Genomic DNA, 19,063 nt, shown 5'->3' with positions numbered 1-19,063 from the left:
TGCTAGGTGGCATGGCGCCGGTCACGCCCCAGCAGGTTGCAATGATGACATACACCCGTTCAGACTTCCCCTCAGGTTTCCTGTTTGGCGCAGCGGAACTTGCCCCCATTACGCGCGGGTTTGACAGCTATCGTTTTACCATCCGCTGGGCCGATAGCTTTGAGGATGGCAAGGCGCTGGACCCCCACGCGAGGCGGGTCGATCAGATGCTGGAACATGGCCTGCGCCCCTGCCTTGTGCTGGATCATGCGACGCTTCCCGACGCGCTCGGGGATCTTGGAGGCTGGCGCAACCGGGATATGGCGGACCGGTTCGCTGACTTCGCTGAAACCATTGCAGTACGGCTGGGCGACCGCGTGTACAGCGTGGCCCCGGGATGCCCGTCGCCCAAAACCACCGATCCGCGCACCGAGGCCCGCTGCCTGCATCACCAGTTGCTTGCCCATGGTCGGGCCATCCAGACCATGCGCAGCTATGGGATGGCCAATCTGGGTTTTGAGTTGGGATGCAACGACCCGGACTTGCTGACAGTTGTGACCGGCCACGGCTACTCGGCTGCGCTTCTGGACCGGTTAGAGGCCGCCCTGCCCCGGGCGTGGCAGGATGATCTGACAACCATTGCCCAACCGGTCGACTGGTGCAGCGTGACCGTGAACACCGCCGACGCCCCGGCGTTGCTGTCCAAAGTGCACCACCATTCAAAGGCCCTGCCACTGGTTGTCACCTTTGCCGATGGCGCACCCGGTCCCGCGCTGGAGGTCGTGCATCGGGCGCTGGCCAGCGGCATTCCACTTCAGAATGCGATACTGCCCGGCGATACCCTGCCCGAGGCCCTGAACAAAGGCGATCAACCCGCCCCCTGGGTGCAGCCTCAGGGTCATCTGCACGCGCATTGGAACCTTGTGGCGGATATCGGTGGCACCAACACCCGGCTGGGGGTTGTCACCAATGGCGAACTCACCGACCTGCGCAAGCACCCGACCGGCGCATTGGCCGATCTGCGTCGGGCGCTGCAAGGGCTGCGGGACGAGATCGGCACCGATCCGCGCGCCGTCGTGGCTGCCGGGGCCGGGCCGGTACGCGATGGTTCGATCCAATTGACCAACGCCAATCTGCTCTTGTCCGAAGACGAGCTCGCCCGCGCCACCGGCGCGCGGCATACCTTCGTGATAAACGACTTTACCGCCGCTGCGTGGTCGGTGGCCGAGATCACCGGCGATCAGGTCGAAGTGCTGCAGGGAGAGGCCAGCCCGCCCATGGGCACCCGGCTGGTCGTGGGGCCCGGAACCGGTCTGGGCGTCGGAGCCTTGTTGTATTCCGAGGGTCATTTTCACACCGTCTCGGGCGAAGGTGGTCACATGGGCCTGTCACCGCGCCACAGTGACGAGGTCGACGTTTTCGCCGCCGCGCGCCGCATCGCGCCCGAGTGTTTTTTCGACGACAGCCTCGCGCTCGAGGCCGAGATGTTCCTGAGCGGCACCGGCCTGCCGATCCTCTATCAGGCCGTCGGCATGGCCGAGGGCCAGACCTGCGCGGCGCGATCCGCCAAAGAGATTCTGCAGGACGCGCAGGACGGAACCGACCCCTGCGCCGTTCGGGCCGCGCGCATGTTTACCGAGCATCTGGGCGCGATCATGGGCGATCTGGCCGTCGCACTGGTGCCCACGGGCGGCGTGTTTCTGGTGGGTGGCGTGGCCGAGAAAAACCGCTGGCTGTTCGGGCAGGATTTCCTGCGCGCCTTCAACGCGGGCGGGCGGTTCGCGGCGTTGCGTCAGGGGATGGACCTTTATGTCTCGGAACAGCATGAGTTCGGCATTGTTGGCGCTAACAATTTCTGCAAGAATGCGCTCGCGCGCTGAATGATGGGAAAGGATGGCGGAATGATCCTGTGCTGCGGAGAAGCCCTGATCGATATGATCGCCGCCCCCACCATGTCTGGCGAACAAGGGTTCGTGCCGCATTCCGGGGGCGCGATCTTCAACACCGCCATCGCCTTGGGTCGATTGGATGTGCAGGCTGGGCTGCTGACCGGCCTGTCGACGGATATGTTTGGCCAGCAGTTAACCGCCACACTACAGATCAGCCATGTCTCGACGAGCCACGTCATCCGCTCGGACCGCCCCACGACGCTGGCCTTCGTGCAGCTTCAGGACGGCCACGCAACCTATAGTTTTGTTGACGAAAACTCGGCCGGTAGGATGCTGCAGCCCGAAGATATGCCCGATCAGCTGCCGGGCGTCTCGGCGCTGTATTTCGGCGGCATCAGCCTGGCCTGCGAACCCTGCGCCGACGCCTACGCCGCGCTACTGGAGCGACACGGGACGGACCGTGCGGTGATGCTGGACCCCAATATCCGACCGGGGTTCATCAAGGACCAGACCCGTTACCGGACGCGTCTGAACCGGATGATCGCACAGGCCGATATCATCAAGGTTTCCGACGAGGATCTGGACTGGATCATTCCCGGCCCCGAACCTCACGCCGAGAAAATCCCGCTGCTGCTGCAAGCCGGGCCGTCGGTTGTGATCGTGACCAAAGGCAGCGACGGCGCGACGGGCTATCTTGCCGACGGGTCCGAGGTCTCGGTTCCGGTTCAGAAGGTCGAGGTCGTCGATACCGTCGGCGCCGGCGACACGTTCAACGCGGGCGTTTTGGCACAGCTTGATCGCGCCGGGCAGCTGACGAAAACAGCGCTGCAGTCCCTGCCGACAGAGGCCCTGCGGGCTACGTTAGAACTGGGCGCGCAGGTGGCCGCCGTAACCGTATCCCGTGCCGGGGCAAACCCGCCCTGGGCGCATGAACTTTAACGAGCAGAAAACCATGAAACGATCCGATATCAACCGCATCAAGACCGAGGCGCAGGCCTTTATTCAATCCTTCGGGGCCGTGTTGCCGCCCTTTGCCGATTGGTCGCCCGATGAGATGCGCAGCGACAAGGCGGCGGGCATCCGTGGCCGCGGGCTGGGCTGGGATATTACTGATTATGGACAAGGCCGGTTCGATGAGTTGGGTCTGTTCCTGTTCACCCTGCGCAACGGCGATGTGAACGACCTGAGCCATGGGCGCGGGATGCTCTATGCCGAAAAACTGCTGATCTCGCGCGACAAGCAGCTCTCGCCGATGCATCGCCACATCCTGAAGGCTGAAGACATCATCAACCGCGGCGGCGGTGATCTGGTGATGGAGATTTATGCCTCGGACCCCGATGGCGGTATCGACCGCGACACGCCCGTGGTTGTGCCCAGCGACGGGTGCGCCGTTACCATCCAGCCAGGCGAATTGCTGCGCCTGAAGCCAGGCGAAAGCGTCACCCTGATGCCCGGCATCTGGCACGCCTTCTGGGCCGAGCAGGGCGATTGCCTGATTGGTGAGGTCTCGACGGTCAACGACGACCGCACCGACAACGTCTTCAAAGACCCAATCCCGCGCTTTGCGACCATCGAGGAAGACGCCGCCCCCGATTTCCTGCTGGTCGCGGACTACTAAGCTCTGACCGCAAAACAAAACCGCCCCGGCCTGCACCGGGGCGGTTTTTTGCGTTCAGGCCTTGCGCCTTAGCTGCGGCCCTTCCACGGCACCAGCCAGTTCTCGGCCTTGCGCATCAGGATGTCGATGCCATAGCCAATCACGCCGATCAGAACGATCCCCATGATGACGATATCCGTCAGCTGGAACTTGGACGCCGCGATGATCATCATCCCGGCCCCTTTCTGCGCCGCGACCAGTTCGGCGGCCACAACCGTCCCCCAGCAGACGCCCATGGCCACGCGGGCACCCGTGAAAATCTCGGGCAGGGAATTGGGCACGATCACATAGCGCATGATCTGCCATTTCGACGCCCCCAACGAATAAGCCGCGTGGATTTTCGAGATATTCACCCCCGAAACCCCTGCCCGCGCCGCGATGGTCATGATCCAGAGCGCCGCAAGGAACAGCAGGACGATCTTGCCCGTCTCCCAGATGCCGAACCAGATGATCACCAGCGGGATCAGCGCCAGTGGCGGAACGGGCCGCATGAACTCGACGATCGGATCGAACCAGCCGCGGAACCAGCCTGACAGACCCATGGCATAACCCAGCGGGATCCCGACCAGCGCACCCGCCACGAACCCGGCAATCACGCGCAGCAGGGACCAGCCCAGATGCTGCCACAGCGAGAAGTTCTGATAGCCCTCGCTGGCGATTTCAAAGAACCGCGCCACGACAGTTTCCGGTGCAGGCAACCAGATCGGGTTCATCTGCAGGCCCTGCTTGGGCGTAAAGCTGATCGCACCCTTGCCCGTCAGCGCCACCGTGCCGTCACCCGCATCGACCCTGTCATCGGGGCCAATCGGAATCCCGTTGATGGCGATGATCTTGGCCCCGTCCTTGCGTTTGGCCTCGTCATTCTTGTCAAACAGAATGGTCGAGGATCGCCCCGCCGGTGCGGCAAAGGCATCATCCTTGGCAAAACCGGTTCCGGGCTCGACTTCGAAATCATCGACCTCTTCACCAAAGGCCGGGACGCGGACGAAGACCGTCGCCTCATCCGTGGTGCCATCGGCGTTTTCCAAGGTGTACGTGAACTGCGTCTCGCCCACGAAGGGGCCCGGCACGTGGATCGGGAACAATTTGGACCCGGTAAAGGCGGCCCAGATCACAAAGATCACCAGAACCGAGATGATCGATGCGGCCCGATCCGCCCGCACGGCGCTTTCGTCGCCGAAGGTGACGGTCTTCAGACTGGTGAAGTCCTGACGTGCATGTAGGCCACGCCGCAAGGCGTAGACGATGAAAAAGGCGCCCGCAAACAGCCCGACATAGAAAAGAAGAACAATCATCCCGCCTGCTCCGTCCGACCCATGATTTCCTCTTCCATCTCCCAGATCATCGACAGAATCTCATCGCGCTTTTCGGCAAACCCCTCGGATTTCTTGACGTCGCGCAGGTCCGCATTCACGCCGCGCTCGGCAAAGGGCAGGTTGTATTCGCGGTGAATCCGGCCCGGTCTGGGGGCCATCACGATCAGGCGTTCGCCCAGCAACAGCGCCTCTTCGACCGAGTGCGTGATCAGGATGATGGTCTTGCCGGTTTCCTTCCACAGCTTGAGCACCAGTCCCTGCATCTTTTCCCGGGTCAGCGCGTCCAACGCGCCCAGCGGTTCATCCATCAGGATCACGTCCGGCTCATTCGCCAGACAGCGCGCCAGCGCCACCCGTTGCTGCATCCCGCCAGATAGCTCGTAAACCGCCTTGTCCTTGAAATCCTGCAGACCCACAACCTCAAGCAGATGGTCCGAAATCTTGTCGCGGTCGGCCTTGGGCATACCCTTCATGCGCGGGCCAAACTCGACATTCTCGCGCACGTTCATCCACTCGAACAGCGCCCCTTTCTGGAACACCATGCCGCGTTCCGCGTCCGGGCCTTTGACCAGATGGCCGTTCAGTTCGATCTGGCCCGATGTGGGGGCCAGAAATCCCGCGACGATATTCAGCAACGTGGTCTTACCGCAACCTGACGGGCCAAGCACCGACATCAGCTCACCTTCCTTCAGGCTGAGCGAGACATCCTGCAGTGCCTGGACCGATGAGCCGTTGGGCAGGTCAAATCGCATGGACAAATCGACAATGTCCAGTTCGGGCATCCTGTTTCCTTCCTGCGTCCATAGCCAAGGACCGGCCCAATCACAGGGCCGGTCGCAATAAGCATCTTGCGTGCTTTAGTTATTCGCTGCCGTCAGCGGCGCCGCATTCACGGCCCCGTCATAGGAATCCAGCGCGGCCTCGATGCTGCCTGCGGACACAAAGACGTTGGCAACGCCCTTCATGAACTCCTGCGCGCCGCCGCCCAGCCATTTGTCAGACAGCTGTTCATCGACCGAGGGGAAGGTGAAGGTGGCAATGGTGGCCTCGGCATCCGCCGGGTCCATACCCGCATCCTTGGCGATCACTGGCAGCATTTCATCCTTGCTGTCGCCCGCGTTCCACTTGGCGTTGGCATCCGCCGTGACCTTAAGGAATTTCGACAGAAGTTCGGGTTCTTCCTCGATAAAGCCGGACGGTGCGCTGGTGACGTCAAAGACGAGGATGCCCAGCTCTTCTTTCTCGGTCCCGGTCAACAGGATGTTGCCATGTTCGACCATGCGGCGCAGCGCGCCACCCCAGCCGCAGACCATGTCCAGATTGCCCTGCGCAAAAGCTGCCGCGCCATCGGCGGGGGCCATGTCCACGATCTCCATCGAGCCGACATCGACGCCGAAATGACCCATCTGCGACAGGAAACCGTAATGCGCCGCGGTGCCGATCGGCACACCAACCTTCTTGCCGTTCAACTCGCCCGCGTTGGTCTTGTCGATCTCCAACGCTTCGGCCACGACGCAGTTGTCATTGTCGGAATAACTGACCGCGACATCGACGATCTGAATATCCTGACCCGCCGAGGTCGTCACCACGAAGGGCGGCACACCCTGGCTGACCGCGATCTGCACGTCACCGGACGCCATCGCCGCAGACATCGCCGTGCCGGTGTCGAACGACACCCAGTTGATCTTGACGCCAAGTTCTTCTTCATAGGTCCCGTTTGCCTTGGCATATTGGAACGGCATCGGCCATTCGAGGAAATATGCAACCGTAATCTCGTCCAGCGCCGCCGCCTGCGAAGCGGTCAGTGCTGCAATTCCGGCAAAGGTGGTTGTGAGCAGTTTTCTCTTGATCATTTTGACTATTTTCTCCCTGCTGGTCCCGTCTGTCCGATTATTCTCTGACTTCGGACTCCGGATCAGTGCAGAAACCATAAGCGGAGGGGGGCGGAATCGTGAAACAAAAAACCTGTTGCGGAAAAAGCGAAACTTTGTTTCGCTTTTGACTTAGGCATTTTTTGTTTTGGGGAACCGCCGGTGGCACAAAAATCACTCAGCCTCAGATGGCTGGAAGTGTTTCAGCTGATTTCCAAGCTCGGGTCAATCCAGAAGGTTTCGGCCGAGACCGGGCTGTCGATCAGCACCGTCTCGAACCATTTGCGCAGTCTGGAAAAGGCACTGGATGTGGAACTGGTGGATCACAGCCGCCGCCCCATGGGCCTGACACCGGCAGGCACGGTGTTTTCCCGCCACGTGCAGGAAGGGCTGATGGCCCTCAGGCGCGGGGAGGCCGAGTTGCGGTCAGGTAGCTGGCAACATGCGACCGATCTGAGGCTGGGGCTGATTGACGACTTCGACAGCCGGGTCGCGCCCGAGCTGTTTCGGTATCTGTCCGCGACGCTGCCCCGCTGCAGTTTTCGCCATTTCACCCGGCCCAGCCACGAAATCATCGACAAGCTGCAGTCCCAGAAGCTGGACGCCGGAGTGGCGACGCGACCGGCGGGGCATGTGGAGGGTCTGGTGGAATTCCCGCTGCTGCGCGACCCCTTCATCGTGATCCTTCCGCCGTCGTATGACGGTCAGGTCGAAGGGCTGCTGAACGCTGAAACCAACTTGCCGCTGCTGCGCTATTCGCGCGATCACACCATCGGCAAGCTGATCGAGATGCAGTTGACACGCAGCAAGATCAACCTGCCCAACCGGTTCGAGCTTGAATGCAACCAGTCGATCATCGGGCTGGTTGCCGAGGGCAGCGGGTGGGCGATCACCACCGCGGCCAGCTATTACCGGGCCCGGCGGTTTCATGACAACACCCGCGCCCTACCCTTTCCCGGCAAAAGCTTTGCCCGCACGGTGTCTCTGTTCACCACAAACGTCTATCCCCCGACAACCACGCGGCTGATACACAAGACGCTACAGAATCTGATCCGCCAGCATGTGACCGCGCCCATGAATGAACGCTTTGCCTGGCTGAACGAAGATTTCCGGACCCTGCAGACACCGGCCTGACGGGATCTTGCCTTGCGGCGAAATATCGAAGTTATCTTCCGGCTTTTTCGAAACCATAAGCCGGTCCTTGACCCGCAGGGCCTTAGCGCTCTGATTAGCCGTGACCTGCGAGGCCCGCCGTCTGGCCGCGCATATGCCCAAACCCAACCAACGGCCCCGCGACCTGCTGATCTTCCATCAGGCCCGGGGCTCAGATCAGGACAGCTTGATGCATCTTTCCCGTTTCCCCCGCGTTTTTCTTGCCCACCTGCCAACCCCGTTGGAGCCGATGGAGCGTCTGTCCGATGCTCTGGGCGTCGAGATTTGGATCAAGCGCGATGATTGCACCGGGATGTCCACGGGCGGCAACAAGACCCGCAAGCTGGAATTCCTGTTCGGCGAAGCAATTGAACAGGGCGCAGATATGGTGATGACGCAGGGCGCGACCCAGTCGAACCACGCGCGCCAGACCGCCGCCTTTGCCGCCCGGCTGGGGCTGAAATGCCATGTCCTGCTGGAAGACCGCACCAGCTATAACAACGCCAATTATAACAACAATGGCAACGTGTTGCTGGATCATCTGCATGGTGCCACCACCGAGAAGTTCCCCGGTGGCCACGACATGCCCGCCGAGATGGAACGCGCCGCCGAAAAGAAACGCGCCGAGGGGCACAAGGTCTATGTCATCCCCGGCGGTGGCTCGAACCCGACCGGGGCGTTGGGCTATGTGAACTGTGCGCTGGAACTGGTCAGTCAGGCCAATGATGCCGATCTGCGGATCGACCGCGTGGTCCATGCCACCGGTTCATCCGGCACGCAGGCCGGGCTGGTGACGGGGCTGTGCGCCATGAAAACGGGCATTCCGGTGCTGGGCATCGGCACCCGCGCGCCGCAGCCGAAGCAAGAACAGATGGTCTATGATCTGGCCTGCAAGACGGCCGAGAAGCTGGGGTGTCCCGACGTGGTACGGCGCGAGGACGTGATGGCCAATACCGATTATGTGGGCGAAGGCTATGGTCTGCCGACCGAGAGCGGCATTGAGGCGATCCGGATGTTCGCCGAACTTGAAGGCATCCTGCTGGACCCGGTCTATTCGGCCAAAGGCGCGGCAGGTCTGATCGATCTGGCCCGCAAGGGCACGTTCAACGGCGAACGTCTGGTGTTCCTGCACACAGGCGGGTCGGTCGGTCTGTTCGGCTATGATTTCGCCTTCGATCACGCCGATCGCTGGGTCAATCTGTAAATGCTGGGGCTCGTCCTGCATCAGGCACGCGTATGACCCGCCGGGTTGTAGGCATATTGGGCGGCATGGGTCCCGAGGCAACCATCCTGTTGCAACAGCGGCTGCTGGACACGGTGCAGGCGCGCGACGACTCGGATCACCTGCCCCTGCTGATTGATATGAACCCGCAGGTGCCATCCCGTATCGCCCATCTGATCGAGGGCACCGGCACCGATCCCGCCCCGGTTCTGGCCGACATGGCGCGCGGGCTGGAACGATCGGGGGCCACCGCTCTGGCGATGCCCTGCAACACGGCGCATCACTATGCGGCGCAGATCGAACAGGCGGTCTCGGTCCCATTTCTGCATATGGTCGATCTGTCCGTCGAAGAAGCCGCGCAAATGCTGCCGCCCGGCAGTCAGATCGGCATCCTCGCCTCTCCGGCGATGAGAAAGGTCGGCGTGTTCGATGCACCTTTGGCGCGCGCGGGTCTTGCCGCGCTCTGGCCCGGGAATGAAGACCAGATGCTGGGCGTAATCCGGCGCATCAAGGCGGAAGGAGCAACCGCGAATACGCTGAAGACGCTCTCTGCCGCCGCAGATGATCTGACCCGGCGCGGGGCAGAGCTGCTGCTGGTGGCCTGTTCCGAGTTCTCGCTGCACACGCGCAACCTGTCCGCAGGGCCACCCGTCCTCGATACCGTCGACGTTCTGACCCGCGCCATTCACGCCCACAGCCTGCCCCGTTGAGGTTTCTCCATGGCCGTCACCTATCTGAAAACCGCCCAGCCGCGCCCTGAAACCGAGAACACCGATATCCACGACATCGTGGCGATCATGCTCTCGAACATCGCGCGCGACGGCGAAGACGCGGTCCGGCGCTATGCCCAAAAGCTGGACGGCTGGACCGGAGATTTCGTCCTGTCCGACGCCGCGCGCAAAGCGGCCTGTGACCGGGTGCCCGATGCGGTCAGGGAAGACATTCGTTTCGCCCATGCAAACATCCGCCGCTTTGCCGAGGCGCAGATGGCCACGGTTCAGGACTGCGAGGTCGAGGTGATGCCGGGCCTGATCGCCGGGCAAAAGCAAATCCCCATCTCAAGCGCGGGCTGCTACGTGCCCGGCGGGCGCTATAGCCATATCGCCAGCGCGCTGATGACCATCACAACGGCCAAGGTCGCGGGGGTGCCGCATATCACCGCCGTCTCACCCCCCCGCCCTGACACGGGGATTCCCGATGCCATCGTCTATGCCATGGACCTTGCTGGTGCAGACCTGATCCTGAACCTTGGCGGTGTGCAGGGGATCGCGGCCATGGCCCACGGCCTGTTCGGCGCGCGCCCGGCGGATATTCTGGTCGGCCCCGGAAACGCTTATGTCGCCGAGGCCAAACGGATGCTGTTCGGCAAGGTCGGCATCGATATGTTCGCAGGTCCCACGGATTCGCTGGTGATTGCCGATCAAACCGCGCCGGTTGAAACCGTTGCCTGGGATCTGGTCAGCCAGGCGGAACACGGCACCGACAGCCCGGTCTGGCTGGTCAGCACCGACAAGGCGCTGGCCCAAGGGGTGATAGCCCGCGTCGGCACCCTGATCGACAGCCTGCCCGAACCCAATGCCTCCGCCGCGCGAGCGTCATGGCGCGACCGCGCCGAGATCGTCCTGTGCGACACCCGGGAAGAGGCCGCGCAGGTGGCTGACCGCTACGCGCCCGAACATCTGCAGGTTCTGGCCGACGATCCGGATTGGTGGCTGGATCGGCTGTCGGCCTATGGCTCATTGTTTCTGGGAGCCGAGACAACGGTGGCTTTCGGCGATAAGACCTCGGGGCCCAACCATGTCCTGCCCACCAGCGGCGCGGCGCGGTACACCGGCGGGCTGTCGGTGCACAAGTTCACCAAGACCGTGACCTGGCAACGCTGCACTCCGCTGGCCTCGCAAGAACTCGCCCGGCGCACCGCGCGGATCAGCCGTATGGAGGGCATGGAAGGCCACGCCCGCGCCGCAGAGTTGCGGCTTTGAGCCCTGCCCGATCTGAAAGGGCGCGCGACAGACGGCAGTTCCGGCATAGGCAGAGCAAATTTTCGATGATTGCAGATACGAGATTTTGAAATCAAAATTCTCAATGATTATGTTTATGGTTCAAACAGCCCTGATCGCAGAAGACCCCGAATGCCAAGGAATACCGCACCCAAGGACCTTAGCCTCAGATGGCTTGAACTGTTCCAGATCTGTGCCCACAAGGGTTCGCTTCAGGCAGCAGCGCAAGAGACCGGGCTGACCGTCAGCACGGTCTCGCACCATTTGCGCAATCTCGAGGATCATCTGGGCGTCGAGTTGTTCAATCACACCCGCAGGCCGATGGTGTTGACGCCAAAGGGGCAGGCCTTTCTGCGCAATATCGACGGCGCACTGCAGCAAATCCGCAAAGCGAAAGCCGAAGCCTCGGCCGGAAGCATTGCTGACGCGAGTTATCTGAGGCTAGGAACGATCGAGGATTTCGACAGCGACGTGATGCCAGAGCTGGCAGTTTTTCTGTCAGCGAACATGCCCGGCTGCGATTTCATGTACCAGACCGACACAAGCCACGCGATCATCAGGATGTTGCGTGACAGGCAACTGGATCTTGGCATTTCGGCCCCGCCCGACGAGAAGATGCGGGACCTGCAGGACCGCCCGCTGCTGCGCGATCCGTTCGTGATCGTTCTGCCGCGCGGGGTCGATCCGTCGCTGGCCGATATCGTCGAAGGCCGCGCGAACCTGCCGTTCCTGCGGTTTTCGGGCAATCTGGTCATTGCGCGGCAAATCGAAACTCAACTGCGCAGGATGGGCCTTACATCGCCTCACCGGTTTGAATGCAGCAACAGCCAGACCTTGATGGCGATGGTTGCCGCCGGTGCTGGGTGGGCCATCACCACGCCGCTTCTGTTTGCCCGGGCCAAACGTTTCCAACCTGATCTGCGGATGCACCCGTTTCCGGGCAAAAGCTTTGCCCGCACACTGGCCCTTGTGGCGACACCTGATTGTTCGCGATCGGTCATCGAACTGGTCGACACCAAAACGCGGTCGTTGATCCGCAACCGCATCCTGGCACCGCTACATGCCCAAATCCCGTGGCTGGTGGATGAGTTTGAGCTGATCCGCTAGGCTCAGCCGTCGATGATGTTGAACCGGTCCCTGATCTGCCGGTCCTGCTGATCGGAAAGATAGCTGGGTCTGTGGTCCCGCAGAATCTGTTGCGCGCGCTGTCGGGCACGGCTGCGCGCATCCAAAGCGCCACTCTCGGCCCAGGCCCGGGGTTCCTCGCGGTTGGCAAGCGAAGGATAGAAATAGTCGCGCTCCATCGCAGCAAAAGTGTGCGACGATCCCAGAAAGTGCCCCTCACCCAGTACGGCGTCGCATATTGGGCCGAACGCCAGATTTTCCTCGGTCACCTCAATCCCTCGCAACGCACGGTAGGTGTTCGAGTGCATTTCATCATCCAGAACAAACCCTTCAAAACTGACGCCAAGCAATGAGGCCGTCATGCCCGAGCTTTCATAGATCAGATTACCACCGGCCAGCGCAGCTGCCATCGAGGTCAGCCCCTTTTCCATGCCATATTGCGCGTCGATTGCCTTGGCATCGGTCATTGAACAAGCCACGCCCGAGGGCAGACCCAGCCAGTTCGACAACTGCGCGGATGCGGCGTTCAGCACCGCTGTTTCGCCGCTGCCACCGGAAAACGCGCCGGTGCGCAGATCGATCACCAACGGCCAGTTCGAGAACACCATCGGGAACCCGGGCCGGATCGCGTGGACCATCACCAGACTGGCCAGCGTTTCGGCTAAAGACTGGGCCAGGAAACCTGCCAGCGTCGCCGGCGCTGTCGCCCCGGCCTGCGCGGCGGTAATGCATGAGATCGGAATGTTGTGGTCGATACAGGCATAGACAACCGCTACCGCATCTTCGCCATAGCGCATCGGCGAGATCACAGGGCTGATATGCGCCTTCATGAAGGGGCGTTTGGAAAACTCACCGGGTCCGCCTGCAGCAATGTCCAGCATTTCGACGATGGGGGCGACATGCTCGGCCAAGGTGAATGAGGTCGCGGTGGGTTTGGTGGTGTTCCTGATCAGCGCATAGGCGGTGTTTACGTCCAGATCGAATGTCTCGGGCACGTCGGTCGCAACACAGCAGCGGGTGAACCAGCTGACATTGGCCAGCACGTCCTGAAGCCGCGTGAAATCATGCAGGTCCTGCAGCGTTGAGGGGCGATAGAGTCCGGTTTCCAGATCAAGGGTCTGAACAGCCGCTCCTCCGGTGCCGAAATGCACACGATTGCCGCCCACCTCGATCGAGCGGGCCGGATCCCGACCATGCAGGACAAAGGTTCTTGCCGCCTGGTCGATGGCCTGCACGACAAGCTGCGGGGGGAAAGTCACCCGACCCGCGCCCGTGTCGCGCGCACCAGCAGCCAGCAGGTCGGTGTGCAACTGCGGTGGCACCTCGCCCATGCCCAACCGGTCGAGCAGATCGAGGGCGGTTGAATAAATCCGCTCAAGCTCGGCATCGGTCAGCGGCTTATAGCTGCCGCCCGGCTGCCCCGGAGGACACGGGTCCAACGCAGGTTTTTCAGCCCGTTGCGCCAGACGACCTTTTCGACCGGCCCGCTTTCCCTGACGTGCTACCATGACCTGCCTTTCGCTCACATGGCGTATTCAAAGAAGCTGCCGCTCTGCGTTCAACGGAAACCACTTTAATACGATATATTCTATATTAACTTTCGATATTCTGCGCGGGCCCACTTCACTCCTTGAGAACCCACGCCCAGCCCGCCTTAATCCCGGAAAACCAGCCGGAGGGTCCCTGCATGAAATCGCGCACCAAGGCAGTCGTCATTGGCGGCGGCATCGCCGGTTGCTCGACGCTGTACCACCTGACCCGCGAGGGGTGGTCAGACGTGGTTCTGGTCGAGCGCAACGAGTTGACCAGCGGCACCACTTGGCATTCCGCCGCGCAGGTGACCAATTTCGGCATGAACCAGACCATGGTCGGCCTAAAGACCCACTCGATCAACCTGTACAAGGAACTGGCCGACGATCCAGACTATCCGATCAACTACCATCATGGCGATGGCGGTATCCGTCTGGCCAATACGCCAGAGCAAATGCAGGGCTATCGCCATTTCGCGTCCATGGCTCGTGGCATGGATGTGCATTTCGAGGTCATCGACGCCGAAGAATGCGCCCGCCGCCACCCTCTGATCTCGACCGAGAATCTGCTGGGCGGGCTCTGGGATCCGCTGGACGGCGACATCGATCCGGCGCAGCTGTGTCAAGCGCTGGCCCGCCGCGCCCGCAAGGCGGGGGCCGAGGTCTATCGGAATACGCCTGTCACCGCATTGACCCAGCACAAGGATGACACATGGACCGTGCACACCGAACATGGCGAAATCGACTGCGATATCGTGGTGAATGCCTGCGGTTACCGCGTGAATGAGGTTGGTGCAATGATGGGCGTGCATCACCCCGTTGCCTCGATGGAGCATCAGTATTTCCTGACCGAAGAAATCCCCGCGATCCGCGAGGCGGGTCACCGGATGCCACTGCTGCGGTGCCCGATCAGCGACTATTACTGCCGACAGGAGAAGAACGGGCTGCTGGTGGGGTTCTACGAACAGGATTGCAAGACTTGGGGTATGGACGGGATCGATCCGAACTTCGTCAACGCGCTCTGCCCCGACGATCTGGACCGGGTGACCGATGTGCTGGAAGGGGCCTTTGCCCGTATGCCCGCACTGATGGATGTCGGCATCCACACGATCGTCAACGGCCCCATCACCTACACAATCGACGGCGCACCTCTGGTTGGTCCGATCCCGGGCAAGCGCAACGCCTTCTGCATCATCGGCCTGCGGGCAGGTCTGGGCGAAGGGGGTGGCCACGGATGGCTGCTGGCGCAGCAGATCGTGCATGGTGAGGCCTGCTATGACACATGGTGCCTCGACCCGCGCCGGTTTGCTGGACATGCAAATGTGGAAATGACCGCGCTGAAAGCCATCGAGGATTATCAGAACGAGTTCCGTTTTCACTTCCCGCATGAACACCGCCCTGCAGGCCGCCCGGCGAAGACAACCCCCCTAACGCCTGTCTTGGCTGCCGAAGGAGCTGAGTTTACCGTCGTGAACGGGTGGGAGCGGGTCGATTACATCAAGCCGTCGCCCGACTTTCACCCCACGCTGGGCTTCAATTTCGACGAGGCCTTCGATCTGGTCGCCGCCGAGATACAGAACATTCAGACCAATGTCGGCCTGACCGAAGTGAACGGCTTTAACCGGATCGAGATCACCGGCGCAGATCGGCACAGCTTTCTCGACCGGATGATGTGCGGTGCGGTGACCAAGCGCGACGGGCGCGTGGGGCTGGGCTATCTGCTGAACCCCCACGGTATGGTCAAGGCCGAGGCGACCATCGCCAACCTGCCCGCCAGCGACCGGGGTCCGGCGCGGGTCTGGTACGGCTCAGCGGCGGCCAGCGAGTATCACGACATGGACTGGCTGCAGGCCCATCTGCACGATGATGAGGATGTGCAGCTGCGGTCCCTGACCAATGACCAGACCATTCTGGTTCTGGCCGGTCCCAAGGCGCGCGATGTGCTGTCCGCCTGCGCGCGCGGCGACTGGTCCCGCGATGCTTTTCCATGGCTTTCGCTGCGCGAATGTTACGTCGGGATCGCCCCGGCCACGGTGCTGAACATCAGCTTTTCCGGCGAGCTGGCGTATGAGATCCACGTCCCCAACGCCTCACTTTACGCTGCTTATCTTGCGCTGCGTCAGGCCGGAGAGCCCCATGGGCTGAAACTGTTCGGCGCGCGGGCCGTCGAGTCGATGCGGATGGAGAAGGGCTTCCTGCATTGGAAGGCCGATCTGCTGACCGAATTCGACCCCCTTGAGACCGGGCTGGACCGGTTTGTGAAACTGGAGAAAGGCGATTTCATTGGCCGGGATGCGCTGATGCAGCGCAAGGCCGAGGGGCCTCGGAAAATGCTCGTCACGCTGGAGGTCGATGCCGCCCATGCCCCGGCCCATGGCGGGGCGTCGCTGATATCCGACGGCAAGGTCGTTGGGACGATCACATCGGGCGATTGGGGGCACCGGACCGGCCTGAATCTTGCCTATGCGTTTGTCACGCCTGATCTGGCCTGTATCGGCAGTGCCATGCAACTGGATCTGTGCGGGGCGCTGGTCGATGCTCGGGTGATCGCCACGTCGCCCTATGATCCTGATCTGCAATGCGTCCGCAGCTGACATCTTAGGGCGCTAAAGCCTGTCACGCAGGCCATACCACAACATCGCCAGCACCAGCAGCGGCGAGCGTAGCAGCGCCCCACCGGGGAAGGTCTTGGTGGGCACATTTGCCATGATATCAAAGCGTTCGGCCTGACCGGCAATTGTCTCGGCGGCGATCTGGCCCGCCAGCGTCGCCAGCGCAACGCCCGAGCCGGAAAAGCCCGACAAGCTAAGGATGTTCCCCGCCAGACGTTCGAAATGAGGCATCCGGTTGACGGTGATCCCCAGCGTTCCGCCCCAGGCGTGTTCGATCCCGATATCTGCAAGCTGTGGGAAAATCTGTGTCATCGGCCTGCGTACAGACGCCGCGATGTCGGACGGGAAGCGGTAGCCGTAGCTTTCGGTGCCTCCGAACAAAAGGCGGTGGTCGTCTGAGAAACGGAAATAGTTGATGACGAACTTGCTGTCGGCGACAGCATAGTTGTTGCGGATCAGCGCCTCTTGCGCGGCGGGAGTCATCGGTCTGGTCGAGACGATGAAGTTGTTGATCGGCATGACCCGCTGCGCCACGTGAGTGTGCAGATCGCCCAGATAGCCGTTGCAACCCAGCACGACATAGCGCGCCCGAACCCGCGCAGCCTCGGTGCTGACCTGTGCCAACGTGCCCCCGGCGATGTGGCGCACCCGCGATTGTTCGAAGATCCGCGCACCCGCGGTCGAGGCCAGACGGGCCAGACCAAGCACCAGTTCGAACGGATTCACATGCCCGCCGCCCATGTCCAGCGTGCCGCCGTGATAGGCGGGCGAGTTGACCAAGTGGCGGCATTCGTCCCTGTCCAGCAGGCGGATCCGGTCATGGCCGTATCGGGTGGTCATATGGTCGACATGCCGCGCGTTTAGCATGTGATCCTGCGGGCGGTGAACCGTATGGATCACCCCGTCATGAAACGCAGTTCGAACCTCGGGGCGTTTGGTCAGCTCTCGGATCAGATCAACCGCCTGCGCCCCGATCTGCCACAGCTGGCGGGCGTGGGTCTGACCCACCATCGCCTCGAGGCTTTGCTGATCGAGGCGCTGCCCCATGCTGACCTGACCGCCATTACGCCCCGACGCGCCAAACCCGACGCGCTGCGCCTCGAGCACGATGACGTCATAGCCGCGCTGCGCAAGATGCCAGGCCGTCGACAACCCCATGAAACCGCCCCCGACAACACAGACATCGCAGTCCAGCGCCCCCTGTGCCTCCGGGAACCGGTTCAGAGTTTCTGCCGCATCGGCGTAGTAAGAGGCCGGGTACTCGCCGGCCCGGTCATTCGCCGTCAGCAGGTCCATCGCGCATCCATGTGTCAGGCCGCCTTGAAAAGACCATCGGATCGAAGCCGTTCCAGGCATTCATCCAGCGATGTACGGGCCCGTTCGATCAGAATGTCGATCTCGTCGCACGAGATGACAAGCGGTGGCGAAATGATCATGCGATCCCCCACATGGCGCATGATGAGGTTATTGGCAAAACACCGCTCGCGGCAGATGTAGCCAACGGTTCCCAGCTCGGATGCAAAGCGGGCGCGGGTGGTCTTGTCAGGGGTCAGCGCGATCGAGCCCATCAAACCTTCGATCCGTGCCTCGCCCACCAGCGGGTGATCGGTCAGCGCCTGCCACTTCGCCTTCAGATAGGGGGCAGCGACTTTGCGCACGTGGCTCAGAATGTCCTCTTCTTCCAGAATACGCAGGTTTTCCAACGCGACGGCGCAGGCGACGGGGTGGCCCGAATAGGTATAGCCGTGATTGAATTCGGTATCACCGATCACGCGCGCGATCTTATCCGAAACAATCGAGGCGCCGATGGGCACATAGCCCGAGCTCAGCCCCTTGGCGACGGTCATGATGTCGGGCCTGATCCCCAGCGTTTGCGAACCGAACCAGTTGCCGGTGCGGCCAAAGCCGCAGATGACCTCATCTACGATCAGCAGGATGCCATATGCGTCGCAGATCCGCTGAATCTCGGGCCAGTAGCTGGCGGGTGGAATGATGACGCCGCCTGCACCCTGAACGGGCTCGCCGATAAAGGCCGCGATCTTGTCTGGCCCGATCTCTTTGATCTTTGTCTCGAGTTGGCGCGCACGTTGCAGACCAAACTCTTCAGGCGATTGATCGGTGCCATCCGCCCACCAGTTGGGCTCATCAATGAATTCGATGCCCGGAATGGGCAGACCGCCCTGCCCGTGCATCCCTTTCATCCCGCCCAGAGAGGCACCCCCGATCGTCGAACCGTGATAAGCGTTCCAGCGCGAAATGATCACGTTGCGATCCGGCTGCCCTTTCTCGGCCCAATAGGTGCGCACCATGCGGATGTTGGTATCATTGGCGTCCGAGCCGCCATTGGCGAAGAACACGTGGTTCAGATCACCCGGTGCCAGCGCCGCCAGCTTTTGCGCCAGCATCAGCGCGGGCACGTGCGAAGTCTGGAAGAACGTATTGTAGAACGGCAGCTGCTGCATCTGGCGGGCGGCGGCGTCGGCCAGTTCGGGTCGGCCGTAACCGATATTCACACACCACAGCCCGGCCATCGCATCCAGAATTTCCTCGCCTTCGCTGTCTTTCAGCCAGACGCCCCGACCACTGGTGATGATCCGCGCGCCGTTCCGCCCAATCTCGGCCCCGGTGGTGAAGGGATGCATATGATGCGCCGCATCAATGTCTTGCAGCTCGGCGGTGGACAAGTGATTTGCAACGGTCGTCATCAGAGC

General features: G+C 61.9%; 15 protein-coding genes. 9 read left to right on the top strand and 6 right to left on the bottom strand.

The genetic code is table 11. From position 1 onward, the window contains the following. Positions 1 to 44 precede the first annotated feature (44 nt). The 3 genes from ACR0J1_RS13880 to ACR0J1_RS13870 are packed head-to-tail and all read left to right on the top strand — an operon-like array spanning position 45 to position 3,486. Positions 45 to 1,859 (top strand): family 1 glycosylhydrolase, encoded by a 1,815-nt coding sequence (locus ACR0J1_RS13880; RefSeq protein ID WP_480733440.1) that lies wholly within the window; start codon positions 45 to 47, stop codon positions 1,857 to 1,859. Positions 1,860 to 1,880: 21 nt separating this feature from the next. After that, on the top strand, positions 1,881 to 2,807 hold the full coding sequence (locus ACR0J1_RS13875) for a carbohydrate kinase family protein (RefSeq protein ID WP_480733441.1): 927 nt from the start codon (positions 1,881 to 1,883) through the stop codon (positions 2,805 to 2,807). Between the two features lie 13 nt (positions 2,808 to 2,820). Beyond that, entirely contained in the window at positions 2,821 to 3,486 is a 666-nt protein-coding gene (locus tag ACR0J1_RS13870) for a D-lyxose/D-mannose family sugar isomerase (RefSeq protein ID WP_480733442.1), read from the top strand. Between the two features lie 68 nt (positions 3,487 to 3,554). Here ACR0J1_RS13870 and ACR0J1_RS13865 read toward each other — a convergent pair whose 3' ends face one another. From ACR0J1_RS13865 to ACR0J1_RS13855, 3 genes are all read right to left on the bottom strand, one after another. Beyond that, a complete protein-coding gene (locus tag ACR0J1_RS13865) occupies positions 3,555 to 4,820 on the bottom strand; it encodes an ABC transporter permease (RefSeq protein ID WP_480733443.1) in 1,266 nt (421 codons plus the stop codon). Further along, on the bottom strand, positions 4,817 to 5,623 hold the full coding sequence (locus tag ACR0J1_RS13860) for a taurine ABC transporter ATP-binding protein (RefSeq protein ID WP_480733444.1): 807 nt from the start codon (positions 5,621 to 5,623) through the stop codon (positions 4,817 to 4,819). Before ACR0J1_RS13860 ends, ACR0J1_RS13865 begins: the two co-directional genes overlap by 4 nt. Before the next feature lie 75 nt (positions 5,624 to 5,698). Then, entirely contained in the window at positions 5,699 to 6,694 is a 996-nt protein-coding gene (locus ACR0J1_RS13855; protein ID WP_480733445.1) for a taurine ABC transporter substrate-binding protein, read from the bottom strand. A 180-nt stretch (positions 6,695 to 6,874) separates the two neighbouring features. Between ACR0J1_RS13855 and ACR0J1_RS13850 the strand changes: the two genes are divergently transcribed. From ACR0J1_RS13850 to ACR0J1_RS13830, 5 genes are all read left to right on the top strand, one after another. Further along, positions 6,875 to 7,846, top strand: a complete 972-nt coding sequence (locus ACR0J1_RS13850; RefSeq protein WP_480733446.1) for a LysR family transcriptional regulator — start codon at positions 6,875 to 6,877, stop codon at positions 7,844 to 7,846. A gap of 208 nt (positions 7,847 to 8,054) precedes the next feature. Further along, the gene (gene cuyA / locus ACR0J1_RS13845; RefSeq protein ID WP_480733529.1) at positions 8,055 to 9,068 is read left to right on the top strand and encodes a D-cysteate sulfo-lyase; all 1,014 of its coding nucleotides are present in this window, start codon (positions 8,055 to 8,057) and stop codon (positions 9,066 to 9,068) included. 32 nt (positions 9,069 to 9,100) lie between these two features. Beyond that, the gene (gene cuyB / locus ACR0J1_RS13840; RefSeq protein ID WP_480733447.1) at positions 9,101 to 9,796 is read left to right on the top strand and encodes a cysteate racemase; all 696 of its coding nucleotides are present in this window, start codon (positions 9,101 to 9,103) and stop codon (positions 9,794 to 9,796) included. A gap of 9 nt (positions 9,797 to 9,805) precedes the next feature. Beyond that, positions 9,806 to 11,068, top strand: a complete 1,263-nt coding sequence (gene hisD, locus ACR0J1_RS13835) for a histidinol dehydrogenase (RefSeq protein ID WP_480733448.1) — start codon at positions 9,806 to 9,808, stop codon at positions 11,066 to 11,068. Between the two features lie 150 nt (positions 11,069 to 11,218). Continuing rightward, a complete protein-coding gene (locus ACR0J1_RS13830) occupies positions 11,219 to 12,193 on the top strand; it encodes a LysR family transcriptional regulator (RefSeq protein WP_480733449.1) in 975 nt (324 codons plus the stop codon). Between the two features lie 2 nt (positions 12,194 to 12,195). Here ACR0J1_RS13830 and ACR0J1_RS13825 read toward each other — a convergent pair whose 3' ends face one another. Further along, a complete protein-coding gene (locus tag ACR0J1_RS13825; RefSeq protein ID WP_480733450.1) occupies positions 12,196 to 13,719 on the bottom strand; it encodes a trimethylamine methyltransferase family protein in 1,524 nt (507 codons plus the stop codon). A gap of 179 nt (positions 13,720 to 13,898) precedes the next feature. Here ACR0J1_RS13825 and ACR0J1_RS13820 point away from each other — a divergent pair, with 179 nt between their 5' ends. Then, positions 13,899 to 16,334 carry a GcvT family protein gene (locus ACR0J1_RS13820; protein ID WP_480733451.1) on the top strand — a complete coding sequence of 812 codons (2,436 nt, stop codon included), beginning with the start codon at positions 13,899 to 13,901 and terminating at the stop codon, positions 16,332 to 16,334. A 12-nt stretch (positions 16,335 to 16,346) separates the two neighbouring features. Here the strand turns inward: ACR0J1_RS13820 and ACR0J1_RS13815 are convergent, their stop codons facing one another. Beyond that, on the bottom strand, positions 16,347 to 17,648 hold the full coding sequence (locus tag ACR0J1_RS13815; RefSeq protein ID WP_480733452.1) for an NAD(P)/FAD-dependent oxidoreductase: 1,302 nt from the start codon (positions 17,646 to 17,648) through the stop codon (positions 16,347 to 16,349). A 14-nt stretch (positions 17,649 to 17,662) separates the two neighbouring features. Further along, entirely contained in the window at positions 17,663 to 19,057 is a 1,395-nt protein-coding gene (locus ACR0J1_RS13810) for an aspartate aminotransferase family protein (RefSeq protein WP_480733453.1), read from the bottom strand. Positions 19,058 to 19,063: the final 6 nt, after the last annotated feature.

It is taken from the genome of Ruegeria sp. CJ3 (assembly GCF_056536725.1).
The sequence above is the reverse complement of the archived record's forward strand: the minus strand, read 5'-3'. Positions and strand labels throughout refer to the sequence as shown.